Origin of the sequence: Pseudomonas sp. BMS12, from assembly GCF_001592875.1 — a bacterium.
Taxonomy (GTDB): domain Bacteria; phylum Pseudomonadota; class Gammaproteobacteria; order Pseudomonadales; family Pseudomonadaceae; genus Aquipseudomonas.
This window is the reverse complement of sequence record NZ_LSOF01000013.1, coordinates 39,779-56,453: the sequence shown is the minus strand read 5'-3', so window position 1 is coordinate 56,453 and position 16,675 is coordinate 39,779. Positions and strand designations below refer to the sequence as shown.

The following is a 16,675-nucleotide window of genomic DNA, read 5'->3' as shown; positions in this document are numbered from 1 at the left end:
GCAACAGAAGGAACTAGCGAAGCCGTGCCCCAGCTAACAGCTTGCACAGCCTTTCGGTGGCCGCCAGCATCTGAAAGCTCGGCCGCTCCAGGCCCTTGTCCGGCACCGTCCAGACTTGCCCCAGACGCACCGCCGGCAGCTGCGGCCAGGCCTGCCAGTGCTGCAGTTCGGCGCCGCTGCCGCCGAGGATCACCTGCGGCTCCCGCGCCAGCACCGCTTCGACACTGACCTGTGGCGCCGGCAACGAGAGATCGTCGAACACATTGCGCGCACCGCAGACCGCAAGCGCCTCACCGATCAACTGGCGAGTACCGATGGTGTACAGCGGCTGGTGCCAGATCTGGTAGAACACTGGAACCGGCACCTGCCGCCGATAACGCGCACGCAGCCCATCCACACCGCTCAGAAAGCGCGCACGCAGCTCACGGCCACGCTCGGCCCGACCGACCCGCGCGCCGATCTCGGCGAACTGCTCGGCCAGTTGCTCCAGGCTGCGCGGTTCTCCCAGGTAGTACGGCAGGCCAAGCTCTTGCAGCTGGTGCTGCTGGGCATCCGGCAGACTGCCGGGCGTTAGAAGGATCAGATCCGCGTCGAGGCTGAGCAGGGTTTCCAGCTCGAGCGTGCCAAAGCGCCCCACCGAGGGCACCTGGGCCAGGCCGTTCGGTCGCTCACCACCGTCGAGCATGCCGACCAGGCGATCGGTGGCGCCCAGCTCCAGCATGATTTCCGACATCGAGGGTGCCAGGCTGACCACCCGCTGCGCCGCCACCAGCGGCGCACAGGCGAGCAGCAGGCAGGCGGCCAGGAGCGCGCGCATCAGCCGAGCTGGCGGGGAATACGGTACAGACAGAGCAGCACCACGCTGCTCATGGCCAGCAGGAACAGGGCCACGGCATGCAGCCCGGTGAACAGGGCGATGGCGCCGATCCAGGCTGGCAGACCTGCGCCGAGGAAGGCCTTGCGCCGTACCCGCGCCAGCTCCAGCCAGGCCTCGCGCTCGGCATCGCTGTCCAGCGCCTGTTCGGTGGCGATCAGCGCACGCTTGTAGCCCGAGAACAGCGGCAGGCTGATGAACATCGAGGCCACGCCGGCAATGAACAGCGGCATTTCCAGAACAGAGCCCAGGGCCTGGCTATCGCCGAACAGCAGGTTGAGGAAGAACAGCGGCGCCAGGGCGAAGCCGAGCCAGCGCCACCATTCGAGGGCGAGCCGGCGTCGCACTTCGGCGCGCGTCACTCGGCTTCTTCCTGATGCTGCAGCCCCAGCATGTGGCCGAGTTTGCCGGCCTTGGTGGTGAGGTACTTGCGGTTATGCGAATTGAGCGCGATTTCCAGCGGACGGCGCTCGGCCACGCGCACGCCGAAGCCTTCCAATGCCTTGACCTTGCGCGGGTTGTTTGTCATCAGGTTGATGGTGCGAATACCCAGGTGATCGAGCATCGGCTGGCAGATCGAATAATCGCGCTGGTCGGCGGCAAAGCCCAGGCGCTCGTTGGCCTCTACCGTATCGGCGCCGCCATCCTGCAGCTCATAGGCGCGGATCTTGTTCAGCAGGCCGATGCCACGGCCCTCCTGGCGCAGGTACAGGAGCACGCCACGGCCTTCGAGCGCGATGGCGCGCAGGGCGGCTTCGAGCTGGGCGCCGCAGTCGCAGCGCTGGCTGAACAGGGCATCACCGGTCAGGCATTCGGAATGCAGGCGACCCAGCACCGGCTGGCCATCGGCGACATCGCCCAGGGTCAGGGCGACGTGTTCCTTGCCGCTCTCCTCGTCGAGGAAACCGTGCATGGTGAACACCGCGAAGGGTGTGGGCAGTTGGGAGGCGGCGACGAAGACGACAGACACCGGAAACTCCTGTGGGATGGTCGGCAGAAGGGCCGGCATTGTACCAGTAGCGCCGCTCCCCGGCGCAGCGTGAATTGTCGGGGATAAGGATCGGGTAAACCGATGGGTGCCTGCCGTACTACTGGCTAGAGTTTCGATTCCAGCTGAAGCACATCGTTTTCCTCGCGCCAGCGCACCCGACTGAGGAAGCTCATGCCCAGCAGAACCTCGGTCGGCGAGTCGCCTTCCAGTACCACTCCCGAAACGCCGAGAACCTCCAGAGCACCAACCTTGACGCTGTCGAGCTTGATGCTCCAGGCGCGGATATTGCCCCCGGCGGTGCTAGCCACCATGGGCCGACCGACGACCCTATAGTCGATGCCCAGACGCCGCGCCTGACCCTCGTTCATCGCCACCGAGGTAGCGCCGGTGTCGACCAGGAACTGCACCGGGTGGCCCTCGATGGAGCCGGCGATCCAGTAGTGATTACCGGCGCCGCGGCTAATGCTCAACTGCGTGCGTTGCGGCTCGCTGCTGCCGGCCTGGTTGTACTCGCGTGACAGCGAATAGTTGCGCTGCACACCGCCAACCTCCAGCACCGCCCCCTTGCTGTTGGCACTGATGACCTTGACCCCGCCAGGTCCGGTCTGCCCGGCCCGCACCAGCTTGCGTTGACCGTCCACCAGCAGCACGGCGGCATTGGGGAACAGGCCAACCACCTGCACCTGGGGCTCGGCGTGCAGCAGGGGGCTCAGGCACAGCAGCAGGCTGGCGACGAACAGCTCAAGGCGACGCATCGAGTTTCTCCATGTCCTCATCGAAGGGGTACGGCTGCTGCCAGCGACTGAAGATCGGCCGCAGGCTGCCGCTGCGCACCAGCTCGGCCATGCGCCGGTCATACAGCGCGGCCAGGGTGCGGCCGCGGGCAGTATCGGCAAAGCCCGGGTAGAGCGGCAAGCGGGTCAGGGCATAGCTGCGGAACCGTTCCGGTTCCTGACTGCCGGCCAGCACTTCGTCCACTTCGGTGCTGGCGTCGATATAGAAGTCTGCACGGCCACGCGCCAACATGTCGAGGATGCCATTGCGCCGCTCGATCTCCTGAAAGCGCAGCGGGCCGGGCAGGTACTCTTCGTAGCCATAGCCGCGCACCCAGATCAGGTGGTAACGCTGCAGCGTCTCCAGGGTCGGCCGAGCCTGGGTCGCCAGGCCCAGGGCGAGTATGCGGTCGGCATCATAGGGGTGCTGGGGGTAGAAGACCCGCTCACTCACCTCGTTGGGATAGGAGCCCAGCCAGGCATCGGCCTCGCCGCGCTGTACCAGGCCAATGGAGCGCATATAGGGCTCGTTGCGCAGGTGCACGGTCACCCCGACCGGCTCGAACACCGCCCGCATGATTTCCCAGGCCACGCCACTGCCATCGGGGTTGGTGTGCCCCGGCCAGTATTCGCTGATCAACTGGATATCCGTCGGCAATGCCTCGGCGGCCTGCACACTCGGCCAGGCCAGGCACAACGACAACGCCAGCAACCAGATGCGCATGCTCATCTCCGCCTCAGGCCAGTCCCCACACCAGTACCTGCATGGCCAGCCAGGCGAAGACCCCGGCCAGCACATCGTCCAGCATGATGCCGACGCCGCCGTGCACATGGCGATCGATCCAGCGGATCGGCCAGGGTTTGAGGATGTCGAACACACGGAACACCACAAAGCCTAGCAGCAACCAGTACCAGCCCTCCGGCACCAGCCATAAGGTGATCCACATGCCGACCATCTCGTCCCAGACGATGCCTTCGTGGTCGTGCACGCCCATGTCTTCGGCCACCCGTCCGCAGACCCAGAAGCCGAACAGCATGGTCACGCCAAGCATCAGCCAGTAACCCCAGTCCGGCAGCATCTGCCACAGCGGAATGAAGGGGATGGCCACCAGCGAGCCCCAGGTGCCGGGCGCCTTGGGCAACAGCCCGGAGCCGAAGCCGAAGGCGAGGAAATGCCAGGGATTGCGCCAGACCCGCGGCGCGACTTTTACGACTTCAGTCACCATGCATCCCTAAACCTTGTCCGAAATGTTGATAGCCGGCCCGTGGCGGCTCGACGACGCGTCCCTGGTCGTCCAGCAGTTGCACACCCTGCCCGGCCAGCACGCGGCCGATAGCCACAGCATCTGGCCATTGGGCCTGCAGTGCAGGCAGATGTTCAGGCGGCAAGGTAAAGGCCAGCACATAGTCGTCACCACCAGCCAGTGCGCACTCCAGGGCCCGCTCGCCAGTCATGGAGCACAGCGCCGGCGTCAGCGGCAGACGGTCGCGCTCGATCTGCAAAGCAACACCGGAAGCTGCGGCGATATGTCCGCAATCGGCCAGCAGCCCGTCGGAAATATCCAGCGCCGCCGTGGCCTGGCAGCGCAACCATTGCCCCAGGGCCAGTTGTGGCTGCGGTGCCCAGTAGCGCTGCAGCAGATAGTCGGCAGCAACTCCCTCTGCTCGCACCTCACCCAACACCAGCGGTAGAGCGCCGGCGCCATCGCCCAGGGCCGCGCCGACACAGAGCAGATCCCCCGGCTTCGCGCCGCTACGGGTCAATGCCTGGCCGGCCGGCACCTGGCCGAATACCGTGAGGGTCAGACTCAAGGGGCCGCGTGTGGTATCGCCTCCGACCAGGGCAATGCCACAGGCCTGGGCCATGTGCGCCAAACCACGGGCAAAGCCCTCCAGCCAGGCTGGATCGGCTTGTGGCAGGGTAATGGCGAGGGTGAAACCGAGAGGAGTGGCGCCCATGGCCGCCAGGTCGCTGACGCTGACCGCCAGGGCACGCTGGCCAAGCAGGCTGGCGTCGCAGGGGTCGGGAAAATGCACACCGGCCACCAGGGTGTCGGTGGACACGGCCAGCTGCATGCCGGGGGCCGGCTGCAGCAGGGCGCAGTCGTCGCCGATGCCGAGAGCCACGCCTTCTGCCGCCTGCGCACAGGGCGCGGCGGCGAAGTAGCGACGGATCAGCTCGAACTCACCCACAGCAAGCTGCCGGGTCAACGCTTGTTGGCGTTGACTTCGGCGGCGCGCAGCTTGGGTGCCAGCTTGTCCAGCACGCCGTTGACGAACTTGTGCCCGTCGGTGGCGCCGAACACCTTGGCCAGCTCGATACCCTCGTTGATCACTACGCGATAGGGCACGTCCACCCGGTGGCTCATTTCCCAGGTGGACAGGCGCAGGATGGCCAGTTCGACCGGGTCCAGTTCTTCCAGCGGGATATCCAGGAACGCGCCGAAGGCCTCGTCGATCTCGGTCTTGTTGCGCGCGACGCCGGTGAGAATCTCGTGGAAATAGGCACCGTCGACACCGTCGAAATCGTTATCGACGCGGAACTGCGCTTCGATCTCGTTCAGCGACTGACCGGCCATGTGCCACTGATACAGGGCCTGCATGGCCAGGCTACGGGCCACGCGGCGCTGCGCGATCTTGCCCTTGGCCTTGGGCTGCTGAGCGTCCTGGCTATCGTCGTGATTCAGGCTCACTTGGCCTCCAAGGCCGCCAGCAGGCTGACCATTTCCAGAGCGGACAGGGCGGCTTCGGCGCCCTTGTTGCCGGCCTTGGTGCCGGAGCGTTCGATGGCCTGCTCGATGGAGTCGACGGTCAGCACGCCGAAGGCGACGGGCACACCGTACTCCATGGACACCTGGGCCAGGCCCTTGGTGCACTCACCGGCAACGTATTCGAAGTGCGGGGTGCCACCACGAATCACCGCGCCAAGGGCGATGATGGCGGCGAACTCGCCGCGCTGGGCGACTTTCTGGGCAACCAGGGGAATCTCGAAGGCACCCGGCGCGCGGATGACGGTGATATCGCTTTCCTGCACACCGTGGCGGACCAGGGCGTCGACGGCGCCACTGACCAGGCTTTCGACGACGAAGCTGTTGAAGCGGCCTACCACCAGGGCGAATTTGCCTTGCGGGGCGATGAAAGTACCTTCGATGGTCTTCAGGGTCATGGGCGAGTCTCGGTCTGTATAAAGAGCCGGGGCGCCTTGTGGCGTCCCGTGGGTATCAAATGTAGAACGAAGTAGCGGGCCGGGCGCAGATTCCGCTCGGCCCGGGCCATCATTCAGCGGGCAGGTATTCTACTACCTCGAGGTCAAAGCCGGATATGGCGTTGAACTTCATCGGCGAGCTCATCAGGCGCATCTTGCGCACGCCCAGATCACGCAGGATCTGCGAGCCGGCACCGACGGTGCTGTAGGTCGCCGGGCTCGGTGCAGGCTGTTTGTCCAGGTGCGCCAGCAGCTCGGGACCGGTCAGCGGGTTGCCGAGCAGCAGCACCACGCCGCTGCCGGCCTTGGCCACCTCGGCCATGGCCGCGCGCATGCTCCAGCGGCCCGGCTGCTTGACCAGGAACAGGTCGCGCAGCGGTTCCATGTTGTGCACGCGCACCAGGGTCGGCTCTTCGGCGCACACCTTGCCCAGGGTCAGGGCCATGTGCGCGGTGTTCTCCACGCCATCGCGGTAGGTCACCAGGGTGAACTGACCCAGTTCGGTGTCCAGCGGCTGCTCGCTGACGCGCTCCACCGTGCGCTCATGGATCAGCCGGTAGTGGATCAGGTCGGCGATGGTGCCGATCTTCAGGCCGTGCTCTTCGGCGAACACTTCCAGCTCCGGGCGACGGGCCATGGTGCCGTCGTCGTTCATGATCTCGCAGATCACCCCGCTCGGCTCGAAGCCGCCCATGCGCGCCAGATCGCAGGCGGCCTCGGTGTGGCCGGCACGGGCCAGTACGCCGCCGGGCTGGGCCATCAGCGGGAAGATGTGGCCGGGGCTGACGATATCGGCAGCCACCGCATTGCGCGCCACGGCGGCCTGCACGGTGCGCGCCCGGTCGGCGGCGGAGATGCCGGTGGTGACGCCCTCGGCGGCCTCGATGGAGACGGTGAACTTGGTGCCGAAGCCGGAGCCGTTGCGCGGCGCCATCAGTGGCAGGTTGAGCAGCTCGCAGCGCTCGCGGGTCATCGGCATGCAGATCAGGCCACGGGCGAAACGGGCCATGAAGTTGATGTGTTCGGCGGTGACGCACTCGGAGGCGATGATGATGTCGCCTTCGTTCTCGCGGTCCTCGTCATCCATGAGGATGACCATCTTGCCGGCGCGGATGTCTTCGATCAGTTCTTCTGCGGTATTCAGGGCCATGCTGGCAATCTCACTTGTTCAGGTAGCCGTGTTCGGCCAGAAAGCTTTCACTGATGCCGGAAGCGCTGGGCTCGGCAGCCTTTTCGCCGAGCAGCAGGCGCTCCAGGTAACGCGCCAGTAGGTCCACTTCCAGGTTGACCCGGCGACCCGGCCGGTAGTCGGCCATGATGGTCTCGACCAGGGTGTGCGGCACGATGGTCAGCTCGAACTCGGCGCCGTTGACGGCATTGACCGTCAGACTGGTGCCGTCGACGGTGATCGAGCCCTTGAGGGCGATGTACTTGGCCAGTTCGCGCGGTGCGCGCACGGTGAACTGGATGGCGCGGGCATTGTCCTCGCGCTTGACGATCTCGCCGACGCCGTCGACATGCCCGCTGACCAGGTGGCCGCCGAGGCGGGTGGTCGGGGTCAGGGCCTTTTCCAGGTTGACCCTGCTGCCGGTCTTCAGATCGATGAAGGCGGTACGCGCCAGGGTCTCGCGGCTGACGTCGGCCCAGAAGCCGTCGCCCGGCAGCTCGACTGCGGTCAGGCACACGCCGTTGACCGCGATGCTGTCGCCCAGCTTGACGTCGCCCAGATCGAGCTTGCCGGTTTCGACATAGACGCGCACGTCGCCGCCCTTGGGCGTCATGGCGCGAATGCTGCCGATGGATTCGATTATGCCGGTGAACATGCGTCCTCCCGGAAGGTGATGCGGAACAGCATGGATGATCTCCTGTTTTGGTCAAAAACAGGGCAATGCCGATCGATAGGGATTTTCGCGGGCGCAGCCGGACGGCGCCCCGGAAGGGAATCCCGCTCTCTCTTTATCCGGACTATACCGTCGGCCCCGGAATCACACCGAGTCTGCTGACCCTTTCCCGTGGAAAGGCGCTCGCGGGCTAGGCCAAGAGGCCATTACCGCCGGTGGGGAATCGCACCCCGCCCTGAGAACGTTGCGGCCACCTCGGCGGCCGCGCGTCTTTTTACCACAAAGTCGCGCGCGACGGCCATGTAAGCCGCCGAACGCCTCGACAGCTAACGCCTTGGCACGGCGGTGATACGCCAGTCGTTGCCGACGGCACGCATCTCGCGAATCTCCAGCTCCTGCGCCTCGACCATGCGTGCCAGCGGCCAGTCCAGCAGGGGGCGAGCGCTGGAGCCGAGGAACTTGGGCGCGACGAACAGCTGGTACTCATCGACCAGTCCGGCGCGGGCAAAGGCCCCGGCCAGGCGCGGCCCCGCCTCCACCAGCACCTCGTTGGCACCACGGCTGGCCAGCTCGGCGAGCAGCTTGCGCAGGTCGACATGGCCATTGCTGCCCGGTACCGCCAGCAGCTCGTGGCCATCTTCGAGGAAACGGTCGCGCGCCGCCGCGGCGGCACAGGTGGCGACCAGCGCCGGGCCGGATTGGAAGAACGGCGCGGTCAGCGGCACACGCAGGCGGCCGTCGACCAGCACGCGCAGTGGCGGACGGTCGATGGCCAGGGCGGTCAGCTCGGCATTCAGGCCCAGTTCCTCGGCCCGCACGGTCAGCCGAGCCTGGTCGGTCATCACGGTATCGGCGCCGGTGACGATCACACTGGCGCGGGCGCGTAGGCGCTGCACCGCGGCGCGCGCCTCGGGGCCGGTGATCCACTGGCTCTCGCCATTGGCCATGGCGGTACGCCCGTCCAGGCTCATGGCCAGCTTGACCCGCACGAACGGCAGCCCCTGCTCCATGCGCTTGATGAAACCGGCATTCAGCGCCCTGGCTTCGGCTTCCAGCACGCCGCTGTGCACGGCTATGCCGGCGCCCATCAGGCGCAGCAGGCCCTTGCCGGAGACTTCCGGATTGGGGTCCTGCATGGCCGCCACTACCCGGCTCACGCCGGCCGTTACCAGCGCCTCGGCGCAGGGCGGGGTGCGGCCGTGATGGCTGCAGGGTTCAAGGGTGACATAGGCGGTGGCGCCGCGCGCCAGCTCGCCGGCCTGACGCAGTGCGTGCACCTCGGCATGCGGCTCGCCGGCCTTGGCGTGCCAGCCCTCGCCGACCACCTTGCCGTCACGGACGATGACGCAGCCGACCCGCGGATTGGGGTGGGTGGAATACAGCCCCTTGCGCGCCAGCTCCAGCGCGCGCGCCATGTATTGCTGGTCGGGGGCACTCATGCTTTCGACGGCTCGCGGGCCAGGCGCTCGATTTCCTCGCGGAACTCGTTGAGGTCCTGGAAGCGCCGGTACACCGAGGCGAAACGGATATAGGCGACCTCGTCGAGCTTCTGCAGCTCGGTCATCACCAGCTCGCCGAGCACCAGCGACTTGATCTCGCGCTCGCCGGTGGCGCGCAGCTTCTGCTTGATGTGGGCGATGGCCTCTTCCAGGCGTTCGACGCTGACCGGGCGCTTCTCCAGCGCACGCTGCATGCCGGCGCGCAGCTTGTCCTCGTCGAAGGGCTGGCGGCTGCCGTCCTGCTTGATCAGGCGTGGCATGACCAGTTCGGCAGTCTCGAAGGTGGTGAAGCGCTCGCCACAGGCCACGCATTCGCGGCGCCGGCGCACCTGCTCGCCCTCGGCGACCAGGCGGGAATCGATGACCTTGGTGTCGTGAGTGGAGCAGAACGGACAATGCATGGAGATAGAGGGCCCGGTGAGATGGTGGCTCATGGTAGCGCAAGCACATGGCAGAAAGACAAGCCAAGGGCTTTGCGGTATACAGGCGCGCCATTTTTGCGCTATTGCAGATACACCGCCGCATCGGATGCCGCCATGTACCTTCGCCTCGCTTTCATCAGCCTGTTCCTGCTGCTGGCCGCCTGCGCCAGTGAAGCCCCGCAACCTGCCGCCCCCGCGGCGCCAGCCAAGCCAGCGCCGGTAACGACGCCTGTGGTTGCGGCCGAGCCTGGCCTGCCGGCCCATATGCGCGAGCTGCGCGGCAGCCTGCTGACGCCGCCGGCCGGCAGCGAGGTGGAGCTGGCCCTGCTGGTGGTGGACGAGCGCGACCGTCCACAGCAACTGCTCGGCAGCCTGAGGCTGGAGGGCACCGGCCAGGCGCTGCCGTTTCGCCTGCCGTTCAACCCGCAGTACTTCCCGACCGGCGCCCGCGTCGAACTGCGCGCGCGCATCAGCCAGTCCGGGCGCCTGATCCTGCGCCTGCCGCCGCGTCTGGTCACCCAGGCCGACAGCCGCGACTTCGGTGCCCTGCCCCTGGTGAGCGCGCCATGAACCCGCCCCAGTCGCTACAAACTGCCCTGCAACAGCTGCTCGGCGACGCTCGCCTGAGCGCCGAAACCCTGCCCGGCACCGATATCCGCCTGTGGCTGGTCGACCCGAGTAACATGGACCGCTGCTTCAGCCCGGAAGAAACCCGGCGCATCCTCGAGGAACCGCCCTACTGGAGCTTCTGCTGGGCCAGCGGCCTGGCGCTGGCGCGCTGGCTGGCGGACAAGCCCGAGTGGGTGCGCGGCAAGCGCGTACTGGACTTCGGCGCAGGCTCCGGCGTGGCCGCCATTGCCGCGGCCAAGGCCGGAGCCCTGGAGGTGGTGGCCTGCGACCTCGACCCGGTGGCCATCGAGTCGTGCCGGGCCAACGCCGCGCTGAACGGTGTGGAGCTGAGCTACTCGCCGGACTTCTTCGCCGAGGAGGATCGCTTCGACCTGATCATCGTCGCCGACGTGCTCTACGACCGCGCCAACCTGCCGCTGCTCGACCACTTCCTCAGCCGTGGCCGCGAGGCGCTGGTGGCCGACTCGCGGGTCAAGGATTTCCAGCACCCGCTCTACCAGCGTCTGGGCATACTGGACGCCTGCACCTGGCCGGACCTGGCCGAGCCGGCGGAGTTTCGCCATGTCAGCCTGTATCACGCCCAGCGCGACTGACGTGCCAGGGCAGCCTGCCGACAACTTGTATCCGCCAGGCCGCGCCCGCATTTATAGTCGCATCACTGTTCCTCGGCCCGCGCAGCGGGCCGCCAACCGAGAATTGCCATGAGCGATACCCCTTACATCTTCGACGTCTCCGGCGCCGCCAGCTTCGAGCAACTGGTGATCGAGAATTCCTTCCACAAGCCGGTGCTGGTGGACTTCTGGGCCGAATGGTGCGCGCCGTGCAAGGCGCTGATGCCGATGCTGGCGAAGATCGCCGAGGAATACCGCGGCGAGCTGCTGCTGGCCAAGGTCGACTGCGACGCCGAGCACGAGATCGTGCAGCGTTTCGGCATCCGCAGCCTGCCCACCGTGGTGCTGTTCAAGGATGGCCAGCCGGTGGACGGCTTCGCCGGTGCCCAGCCGGAGTCGGCCGTGCGCGAAATGCTCAAGCCGCATGTCGCCGAACCGGCCCCGCAAGCGGCCGACCCCATGGAGGCGGCACAAGCGCTGTTCGCCGAGGGCCGTATCGGTGACGCCGAGAACCTGCTCAAGCAGATCCTCGGCGAAAACAACGAGAACGGCGCGGCGCTGATTCTCTACGCCCGCTGCCTGGCCGAGCGTGGCGAGCTGGGCGAGGCCGAAGTCGTGCTCGGCGCGGTCAAGGGCGACGAGCACAAGCAGGCCCTAGCGGGCGCCAAGGCGCAGCTGACCTTCCTGCGCCAGGCCGCCGACCTGCCGGACGGCGCCGAGCTGAAGACCCGCCTGGCGCAGAACCCGGAAGACGACGAGGCGGCCTACCAGCTGGCCATCCAGCAACTGGCACGCCAGCAGTACGAGGCGGCGCTGGACGGCCTGCTGCGCCTGTTCGTGCGCAACCGCAGCTACGCCGAAGGCCTGCCGCACAAGACCCTGCTGCAGGTGTTCGATCTGCTCGGCGGCGACCATCCGCTGGTCACCACCTACCGCCGTAAGCTGTACCAGGCGATCTACTGAGCAACGATCTCCTGACTGTCGGCCATACTGCGTTGAAAACGGCCCGGGACACGGCGTCTCGGGCTGCTCATTCACAGCCCGTAAACTCCGCGCCCTCGGCCGTTTTCGCCTTGTCTGGCTCTAATTCAGAAAATCGCAAAGGCCTTGATATGACCCAACCGTTCCGCCTGCTGCTGCGGGTGCGCTACGGCGAGTGCGACGCCCAGCAGGTGGTGTTCAACGCGCGCTATGGCGACTACGTGGATGTGGCCGCCACCGAGTTCTACCGCGCCGTGTGCGGCAGCTACCAGGCCTTGCTGGAGCAGGGCCTGGACAGTCAGGTGGTACGCATGGTCACGGACTGGAGCGCGCCGGCGCGCTTCGATGATGTGTTGCAACTGGAGGTGCGCACGCTGCGCCTGGGCAACAGCTCGTTCGCCCTGGAAGTGGACATCCGCCGCCAGGCCGACCAGGCCCCGATCGCCCGCGCCGAAGTCACCTATGTGATGGTCGACGCGCAGGCCTTCACCAAATGCAGCATCCCCGACGCCATCCGCGCCCAGCTGGAGCGCGGCGCTCCGGGGGTGACGATCAACCAGGCCGGCTGAGCGCCCCGCTACAGGCCTAGCCGGCTTCGCCGACCAGCAACTCGCGCCGCTGATTGCGTGCGGCCTGCGCGACCAGGACGATCAGCAGCGCGCCGAGCACGGCAGACGCACCGATGGTGCCCAGCTCCAGGCCGCCCTGGGCGTGCGACTTGGTCAGCAGGTCGCCAACGGTGGCGCCAAACGGTCGGGTCAGCACAAAAGCCAGCCAGAACAGCGCGACGTGCGAAACACGGGTGAAGCGATAGGCCAGAGCCACCGCGGCGATCAGCCCGCCGATCAGCAAGGCGCCTCCGGCAAACCCCAGTCCCGAGTCATCCGCCAGGTAATCGCCCAGCGCAGTTCCCAGCGTGTTGGAAACCAGGATGGCGCCCCAATAGAACAGCTCGACACGCCGGCTGTTGATATGGTCCGCCGCCAGCGACTTCTCGCTCATGCGCCACGCCGCCAGCACCAGCAGCAACAACGAGACCAGCAGTGCGGAGCCGCTGGCATAACCCAGCCCGAGGCTGCGATCCATGAAGTCGGACATGGTCGTACCGGCGGTGCTGGTGGTCAGGATCACCGTCCAGTACAGCGCGGGGTGGTAGCGCTCGCTCCGCAGCTGGCCTACCAGCGACGCGAAGAACAGGCCGATCAGAATCAGCGAACTCAGCGCATAGCCGACGTTCAGCGTCATCGACAGCAGATCACCGGCGGTCTCGCCCAGCGTCGTGGCGCAGATCTTCATCACCCAGAAGGCCAGGGTGATTTGAGGCAGTTTGTTCATGCAGGCAACCCCATGAGATGGAAGTCGCCAGGGCGATACACCCTGGCGCTCAGCACCTTAGGGGTGAGCGGGTGAAAAACCGGTCAAGCCAGCCTGAAAAAAACGTGAAGGTCGCCGGGCAGACTAGACGCCGATCCAGCGATACAGCGGCGCTTCGGTACCGCTTTCCACCTGAACCTGGGGGCAATGGCGCAGACGCACCAGCAGGCGCTTGCCCGCCACGTCGCCGCCGGCCAGGGCCGAAAGTTCGCCAAGCAACTGCGGTCCATCCATGCTGCCGGCGCGTTGCAGCAGCTCCAGCGCCAACGGCCACAGGCCGTCCGCCGGATTGCCCGCCGAAGCAGCCTGAGCCGGTGCCGAGGGCGCCGCAGGTGGCAGATGCGCCGCCAGCTGTGCCCAGTCTTCGGCGTCCATTTCCACCGTCAGGTCCACCGGCCAGTCGCCGACTCGGCCCTTGATTCTCAACATTGCAGCACTCCCGAATATCTGCCCGTCATGCTGCCACGCATGGCGAGGCTGGCCAATCGCGCCGATTAAGCGTTACAACATAACCTAACAATTCATCATCGGAGCCCTCTCACCATGCGCCGCACCCTGCTTGCCCTACCCTTTGCCCTGCTTCCCCTCGCTGCCGCCCATGCCACCGAGCACGATCACGCGCATGACCATGAGGAGCACGGCAGCCTCGGCAAGCACGAGCACGGTGTCGCCAGCCTGAACGTGGCGCTGGACGGTCAGACCCTGGAAATCCAGCTGGAAAGCCCGGCGATGAACCTGGTCGGCTTCGAGCACGCGGCCACCAGCGAGGCCGACAAGGCCAAGGTTGCCGCCGCGCACCAGCAACTGGAGCAAGCCCAGGCACTGTTCGCCCTACCGATCGAGGCCAAGTGCGTCCTGCAGGAAAGCGATCTGGACAGCCCGCTGTTCGGCGGCGCTGCGCACGAGCACGAGCACGAGCACGAGCACGAGCACGAGCACGAGCACGAAGAGCATGAGGCCGGGCATGTGCACAGCGATATCGATGCCAGCTACCGCTTCACCTGCAGCAACCCGCAGGCCCTGAAGACTCTGGAGCTGGGCACCTTCTTCGGCACCTTCCCGGGCACCACGAAACTCCAGGTGCAACTGATCGGGCCAAATGGCCAGCAGGGTGCGGAACTGGTGCCGGGCAACTCACGTCTGAGCTTCTGATTCAGCCCCTCTTCGGCGAGTACATCATGCCCGCCAAACTCCATTAAGCTGTTGGACCCTCCATGACTCGCGCCTCGCCCATGCCCCAAGCGCTGATCGAACTTTCCGACCTCGGCTTCGCCTGGCCCGGCCAGGCCGAGCTGCTGGATATCCCGACCTTCACGCTGCAACGCGGCGAGAGCCTGTTCCTGAAAGGCCCCAGCGGCAGCGGCAAGACTACCCTGCTCGGCCTGCTCGGCGGCGTGCAGAAGCCCGGCCGCGGCAGCCTCAAGCTGCTCGGCCAGGAACTTTCGCAGATGTCGTCCGGCGCCCGTGATCGCTTTCGTGTCGACCACACCGGCTACATCTTCCAGCAGTTCAACCTGCTGCCGTTCCTCTCGGTACGCGAGAACGTCGAACTGCCCTGCCGTTTCTCCAAGAGCAGGGCCCACCGCGCCAGCGAGCGCCACGGCAGCGTCGACGGCGCTGCCGTGCACCTGTTGCAACACCTGGGCCTGAAGGCCGAGCTCCTTGAGCGCCGCGCCGACAGCCTGTCCATCGGCCAGCAGCAGCGGGTGGCCGCCGCCCGCGCGTTGATCGGCCAGCCGGAACTGGTGATCGCCGACGAGCCAACCTCGGCGCTCGACTACGACGCCCGCGAGGCCTTCCTGCAGCTGCTGTTCGCCGAATGCCGCGCGGCCGGTTCCAGCCTGCTGTTCGTCAGCCATGACCAGAGCCTGGCTCCGCTGTTCGACCGCAGCGTGTCGCTGGCCGAACTGAATCGCGCCAGCAAGCCGGTGGAGGCATAGGGTCTGTTCCCGGTTTTTTGTAGGCCGCGCCGGAGCCAGTTTTTGCGCGGAGCAAGGCATGAGGAGAGAGGTTTGGTTATTCCAAATGAACGACGAATAACGCAGCACCGCGCAAAAACTGGCCCGGCCCTTCGGGTTGCGCGGCAAATGGCGCCATGCGTTGTTGCGGGACTTGCCAAGGGGGCGACCATTGCCTGCGTCCCACGCCTAGCCTGGCGCCATTTGACGCGGCAACGCGGCCCACAAAAAACCGGGAACAGACCCTAACATGCACCTGATCCGTATCGCCTTGGCCAGCCTGGCCAACCGCCGCTTTACCGCCCTGCTCACGGTGTTCGCCATCGCCCTCTCGGTGTGCCTGCTACTGGCCGTCGAGCGCGTGCGCACCGAGGCGCGAGCCAGTTTCGCCAGTACCATCAGCGGCACCGACCTGATCGTCGGTGCCCGTTCCGGCAGCGTGAACCTGCTGCTGTACTCGGTGTTCCGCATCGGCAACGCCACCAACAACATCCGCTGGGACAGCTTCGAAACCCTGGCCCACAGCCCCCAGCTCAAATGGGCCATCCCGCTGTCGCTGGGTGACTCGCATCGCGGTTACCGGGTGCTGGGTACCGATAGCGGCTACTTCGAGCACTACCGCTACGGTCGCGCGCAAACGCTGCAGCTGGCCCAGGGCAAGCCGTTCGCCGACCTGTTCGAGGTGGTGCTCGGCGCCGAGGTGGCCGAGGCCCTGCACTACAAGCTCGGTGACAAGATCGTCCTGGCCCATGGCGTCAGCACCATCAGCCTGACCCAGCACGACGACAAGCCGTTCACCGTGGTCGGCATCCTCGCGCGCACCGGTACGCCGGTGGACCGTACCCTGCACATCTCGCTGGAAGGCATGGAGGCACTGCACGTGGACTGGCAGAACGGCGCTCCGGCCCGTGGCGCCGGCAAGGTCAGTGCCGAGCAGGCGCGCGCCATGCACCTGCAACCCAAGGCCATCACGGCAGTTCTGCTGGGCCTGAAGAGCAAGATCGCCACCTTCACCGTACAGCGTCAGGTCAACGAATACCGTGGCGAGCCGCTGCTGGCGATTCTCCCCGGCGTGGCCCTGCAGGAGCTGTGGAGCCTGATGGGTACGGCGGAGAAGGCACTGTTCGTGGTCTCGCTGTTCGTCGTGCTGACCGGTCTGATCGGCATGCTCACGGCCATCCTCACCAGCCTCAACGAACGCCGCCGCGAGATGGCCATCCTGCGCTCGGTGGGCGCACGGCCCTGGCATATCGCCGGCCTGCTGGTGCTGGAGGCGCTGGTGCTGGCCCTGGCCGGCGCGGCGCTGGGCCTGGCGCTGCTGTACCTCGGCATCGGCGCCAGCCAGGGCTGGGTGCAGGCGCAGTACGGTCTGTATCTGCCGCTGGCGCTGCCGAGCGCCTATGAGTGGAGCCTGCTCGCGGGTATTCTGGGCGCCGCCCTGCTGATGGGCACCGTGCCTGCCTGGCGCGCCTATCGGCAATCGCTGGCCGACGGCCTGTCCATTCGTTTGTGAGGT

General features: G+C 66.5%; 22 protein-coding genes and 1 riboswitch. Of the genes, 7 read left to right on the top strand and 15 right to left on the bottom strand.

The genetic code is table 11. From position 1 onward, the window contains the following. Positions 1-13 precede the first annotated feature (13 nt). From AYB31_RS12755 to nrdR, 13 genes are all read right to left on the bottom strand, one after another. A complete protein-coding gene (locus AYB31_RS12755) occupies positions 14-817 on the bottom strand; it encodes a helical backbone metal receptor (protein WP_068829070.1) in 804 nt (267 codons plus the stop codon). After that, positions 817-1,236 carry an MFS transporter gene (locus AYB31_RS12750; RefSeq protein WP_068829069.1) on the bottom strand — a complete coding sequence of 140 codons (420 nt, stop codon included), beginning with the start codon at positions 1,234-1,236 and terminating at the stop codon, positions 817-819. Before AYB31_RS12750 ends, AYB31_RS12755 begins: the two co-directional genes overlap by 1 nt. Further along, positions 1,233-1,844: a GTP cyclohydrolase II gene (ribA, locus tag AYB31_RS12745; protein ID WP_068829247.1), complete on the bottom strand. Its 612-nt coding sequence runs from the start codon at positions 1,842-1,844 to the stop codon at positions 1,233-1,235. Before ribA ends, AYB31_RS12750 begins: the two co-directional genes overlap by 4 nt. Before the next feature lie 125 nt (positions 1,845-1,969). After that, positions 1,970-2,620 carry a retropepsin-like aspartic protease family protein gene (locus AYB31_RS12740; RefSeq protein ID WP_068829068.1) on the bottom strand — a complete coding sequence of 217 codons (651 nt, stop codon included), beginning with the start codon at positions 2,618-2,620 and terminating at the stop codon, positions 1,970-1,972. Next, the gene (locus AYB31_RS12735; protein ID WP_068829067.1) at positions 2,607-3,368 is read right to left on the bottom strand and encodes a substrate-binding periplasmic protein; all 762 of its coding nucleotides are present in this window, start codon (positions 3,366-3,368) and stop codon (positions 2,607-2,609) included. The genes AYB31_RS12740 and AYB31_RS12735 overlap by 14 nt, the downstream gene beginning before the upstream one ends. 7 nt (positions 3,369-3,375) lie before the next feature. After that, positions 3,376-3,861, bottom strand: a complete 486-nt coding sequence (locus tag AYB31_RS12730) for a phosphatidylglycerophosphatase A family protein (protein ID WP_236715552.1) — start codon at positions 3,859-3,861, stop codon at positions 3,376-3,378. Beyond that, complete coding sequence (thiL, locus tag AYB31_RS12725) at positions 3,854-4,831, bottom strand: thiamine-phosphate kinase (RefSeq protein WP_068829066.1); 978 nt, start codon at positions 4,829-4,831, stop codon at positions 3,854-3,856. The genes AYB31_RS12730 and thiL overlap by 8 nt, the downstream gene beginning before the upstream one ends. Positions 4,832-4,845: 14 nt before the next feature. Continuing rightward, positions 4,846-5,331, bottom strand: a complete 486-nt coding sequence (nusB, locus tag AYB31_RS12720) for a transcription antitermination factor NusB (RefSeq protein ID WP_068829065.1) — start codon at positions 5,329-5,331, stop codon at positions 4,846-4,848. Then, a complete protein-coding gene (gene ribH, locus AYB31_RS12715; RefSeq protein WP_068829064.1) occupies positions 5,328-5,804 on the bottom strand; it encodes a 6,7-dimethyl-8-ribityllumazine synthase in 477 nt (158 codons plus the stop codon). The genes nusB and ribH overlap by 4 nt, the downstream gene beginning before the upstream one ends. 109 nt (positions 5,805-5,913) lie before the next feature. Continuing rightward, positions 5,914-6,993 (bottom strand): bifunctional 3,4-dihydroxy-2-butanone-4-phosphate synthase/GTP cyclohydrolase II, encoded by a 1,080-nt coding sequence (ribBA, locus tag AYB31_RS12710; protein ID WP_068829063.1) that lies wholly within the window; start codon positions 6,991-6,993, stop codon positions 5,914-5,916. 10 nt (positions 6,994-7,003) lie between these two features. After that, positions 7,004-7,666: a riboflavin synthase gene (locus tag AYB31_RS12705; protein WP_068829062.1), complete on the bottom strand. Its 663-nt coding sequence runs from the start codon at positions 7,664-7,666 to the stop codon at positions 7,004-7,006. A gap of 120 nt (positions 7,667-7,786) precedes the next feature. Continuing rightward, positions 7,787-7,931, bottom strand: a riboswitch (FMN riboswitch). A gap of 79 nt (positions 7,932-8,010) precedes the next feature. Then, a complete protein-coding gene (gene ribD, locus AYB31_RS12700) occupies positions 8,011-9,123 on the bottom strand; it encodes a bifunctional diaminohydroxyphosphoribosylaminopyrimidine deaminase/5-amino-6-(5-phosphoribosylamino)uracil reductase RibD (RefSeq protein ID WP_068829061.1) in 1,113 nt (370 codons plus the stop codon). After that, positions 9,120-9,584: a transcriptional regulator NrdR gene (gene nrdR / locus AYB31_RS12695; protein ID WP_068829060.1), complete on the bottom strand. Its 465-nt coding sequence runs from the start codon at positions 9,582-9,584 to the stop codon at positions 9,120-9,122. Before nrdR ends, ribD begins: the two co-directional genes overlap by 4 nt. A gap of 135 nt (positions 9,585-9,719) precedes the next feature. On the opposite strand from nrdR, the gene AYB31_RS12690 reads away from it, so the two are divergent. From AYB31_RS12690 to AYB31_RS12675, 4 genes are all read left to right on the top strand, one after another. Beyond that, a complete protein-coding gene (locus AYB31_RS12690) occupies positions 9,720-10,175 on the top strand; it encodes a YbaY family lipoprotein (protein WP_068829059.1) in 456 nt (151 codons plus the stop codon). Then, positions 10,172-10,828 carry a class I SAM-dependent methyltransferase gene (locus tag AYB31_RS12685; RefSeq protein ID WP_068829058.1) on the top strand — a complete coding sequence of 219 codons (657 nt, stop codon included), beginning with the start codon at positions 10,172-10,174 and terminating at the stop codon, positions 10,826-10,828. The genes AYB31_RS12690 and AYB31_RS12685 overlap by 4 nt, the downstream gene beginning before the upstream one ends. A gap of 108 nt (positions 10,829-10,936) precedes the next feature. Continuing rightward, positions 10,937-11,809, top strand: a complete 873-nt coding sequence (trxA, locus tag AYB31_RS12680) for a thioredoxin (protein WP_068829057.1) — start codon at positions 10,937-10,939, stop codon at positions 11,807-11,809. A gap of 149 nt (positions 11,810-11,958) precedes the next feature. Further along, positions 11,959-12,396: an acyl-CoA thioesterase gene (locus AYB31_RS12675; protein ID WP_068829056.1), complete on the top strand. Its 438-nt coding sequence runs from the start codon at positions 11,959-11,961 to the stop codon at positions 12,394-12,396. A 16-nt stretch (positions 12,397-12,412) separates the two neighbouring features. Here the strand turns inward: AYB31_RS12675 and AYB31_RS12670 are convergent, their stop codons facing one another. Further along, positions 12,413-13,162: a COG4705 family protein gene (locus AYB31_RS12670; protein WP_068829055.1), complete on the bottom strand. Its 750-nt coding sequence runs from the start codon at positions 13,160-13,162 to the stop codon at positions 12,413-12,415. A gap of 123 nt (positions 13,163-13,285) precedes the next feature. Then, a complete protein-coding gene (locus tag AYB31_RS12665) occupies positions 13,286-13,630 on the bottom strand; it encodes a hypothetical protein (protein WP_068829054.1) in 345 nt (114 codons plus the stop codon). A 114-nt stretch (positions 13,631-13,744) separates the two neighbouring features. Here AYB31_RS12665 and AYB31_RS12660 point away from each other — a divergent pair, with 114 nt between their 5' ends. The 3 genes from AYB31_RS12660 (at position 13,745) to AYB31_RS12650 (ending at position 16,672) form a co-directional block, all read left to right on the top strand. Beyond that, positions 13,745-14,353, top strand: a complete 609-nt coding sequence (locus AYB31_RS12660) for a DUF2796 domain-containing protein (protein WP_068829053.1) — start codon at positions 13,745-13,747, stop codon at positions 14,351-14,353. An 80-nt stretch (positions 14,354-14,433) separates the two neighbouring features. Next, the gene (locus AYB31_RS12655; protein ID WP_068829245.1) at positions 14,434-15,141 is read left to right on the top strand and encodes an ABC transporter ATP-binding protein; all 708 of its coding nucleotides are present in this window, start codon (positions 14,434-14,436) and stop codon (positions 15,139-15,141) included. Between the two features lie 268 nt (positions 15,142-15,409). Beyond that, positions 15,410-16,672 (top strand): ABC transporter permease, encoded by a 1,263-nt coding sequence (locus AYB31_RS12650; protein ID WP_068829052.1) that lies wholly within the window; start codon positions 15,410-15,412, stop codon positions 16,670-16,672. Positions 16,673-16,675: the final 3 nt, after the last annotated feature.

Excerpts from the sequence above, each read along its gene's own strand:
- AYB31_RS12665 (WP_068829054.1), bottom strand. The coding sequence starts at position 13,630 with ATGTTGAGAATCAAGGGCCGAGTCGGCGACTGGCCGGTGGACCTGACG.
- trxA (WP_068829057.1), top strand. The coding sequence starts at position 10,937 with ATGAGCGATACCCCTTACATCTTCGACGTCTCCGGCGCCGCCAGCTTC.
- AYB31_RS12670 (WP_068829055.1), bottom strand. The coding sequence starts at position 13,162 with ATGAACAAACTGCCTCAAATCACCCTGGCCTTCTGGGTGATGAAGATC.
- ribBA (WP_068829063.1), bottom strand. The coding sequence starts at position 6,993 with ATGGCCCTGAATACCGCAGAAGAACTGATCGAAGACATCCGCGCCGGC.
- AYB31_RS12690 (WP_068829059.1), top strand. The coding sequence starts at position 9,720 with ATGTACCTTCGCCTCGCTTTCATCAGCCTGTTCCTGCTGCTGGCCGCC.
- ribH (WP_068829064.1), bottom strand. The coding sequence starts at position 5,804 with ATGACCCTGAAGACCATCGAAGGTACTTTCATCGCCCCGCAAGGCAAA.
- AYB31_RS12735 (WP_068829067.1), bottom strand. The coding sequence starts at position 3,368 with ATGAGCATGCGCATCTGGTTGCTGGCGTTGTCGTTGTGCCTGGCCTGG.
- AYB31_RS12740 (WP_068829068.1), bottom strand. The coding sequence starts at position 2,620 with ATGCGTCGCCTTGAGCTGTTCGTCGCCAGCCTGCTGCTGTGCCTGAGC.
- AYB31_RS12685 (WP_068829058.1), top strand. The coding sequence starts at position 10,172 with ATGAACCCGCCCCAGTCGCTACAAACTGCCCTGCAACAGCTGCTCGGC.
- nrdR (WP_068829060.1), bottom strand. The coding sequence starts at position 9,584 with ATGCATTGTCCGTTCTGCTCCACTCACGACACCAAGGTCATCGATTCC.
- AYB31_RS12705 (WP_068829062.1), bottom strand. The coding sequence starts at position 7,666 with ATGTTCACCGGCATAATCGAATCCATCGGCAGCATTCGCGCCATGACG.
- AYB31_RS12660 (WP_068829053.1), top strand. The coding sequence starts at position 13,745 with ATGCGCCGCACCCTGCTTGCCCTACCCTTTGCCCTGCTTCCCCTCGCT.
- ribD (WP_068829061.1), bottom strand. The coding sequence starts at position 9,123 with ATGAGTGCCCCCGACCAGCAATACATGGCGCGCGCGCTGGAGCTGGCG.
- AYB31_RS12655 (WP_068829245.1), top strand. The coding sequence starts at position 14,434 with ATGCCCCAAGCGCTGATCGAACTTTCCGACCTCGGCTTCGCCTGGCCC.
- AYB31_RS12675 (WP_068829056.1), top strand. The coding sequence starts at position 11,959 with ATGACCCAACCGTTCCGCCTGCTGCTGCGGGTGCGCTACGGCGAGTGC.
- AYB31_RS12650 (WP_068829052.1), top strand. The coding sequence starts at position 15,410 with ATGCACCTGATCCGTATCGCCTTGGCCAGCCTGGCCAACCGCCGCTTT.
- AYB31_RS12755 (WP_068829070.1), bottom strand. The coding sequence starts at position 817 with ATGCGCGCGCTCCTGGCCGCCTGCCTGCTGCTCGCCTGTGCGCCGCTG.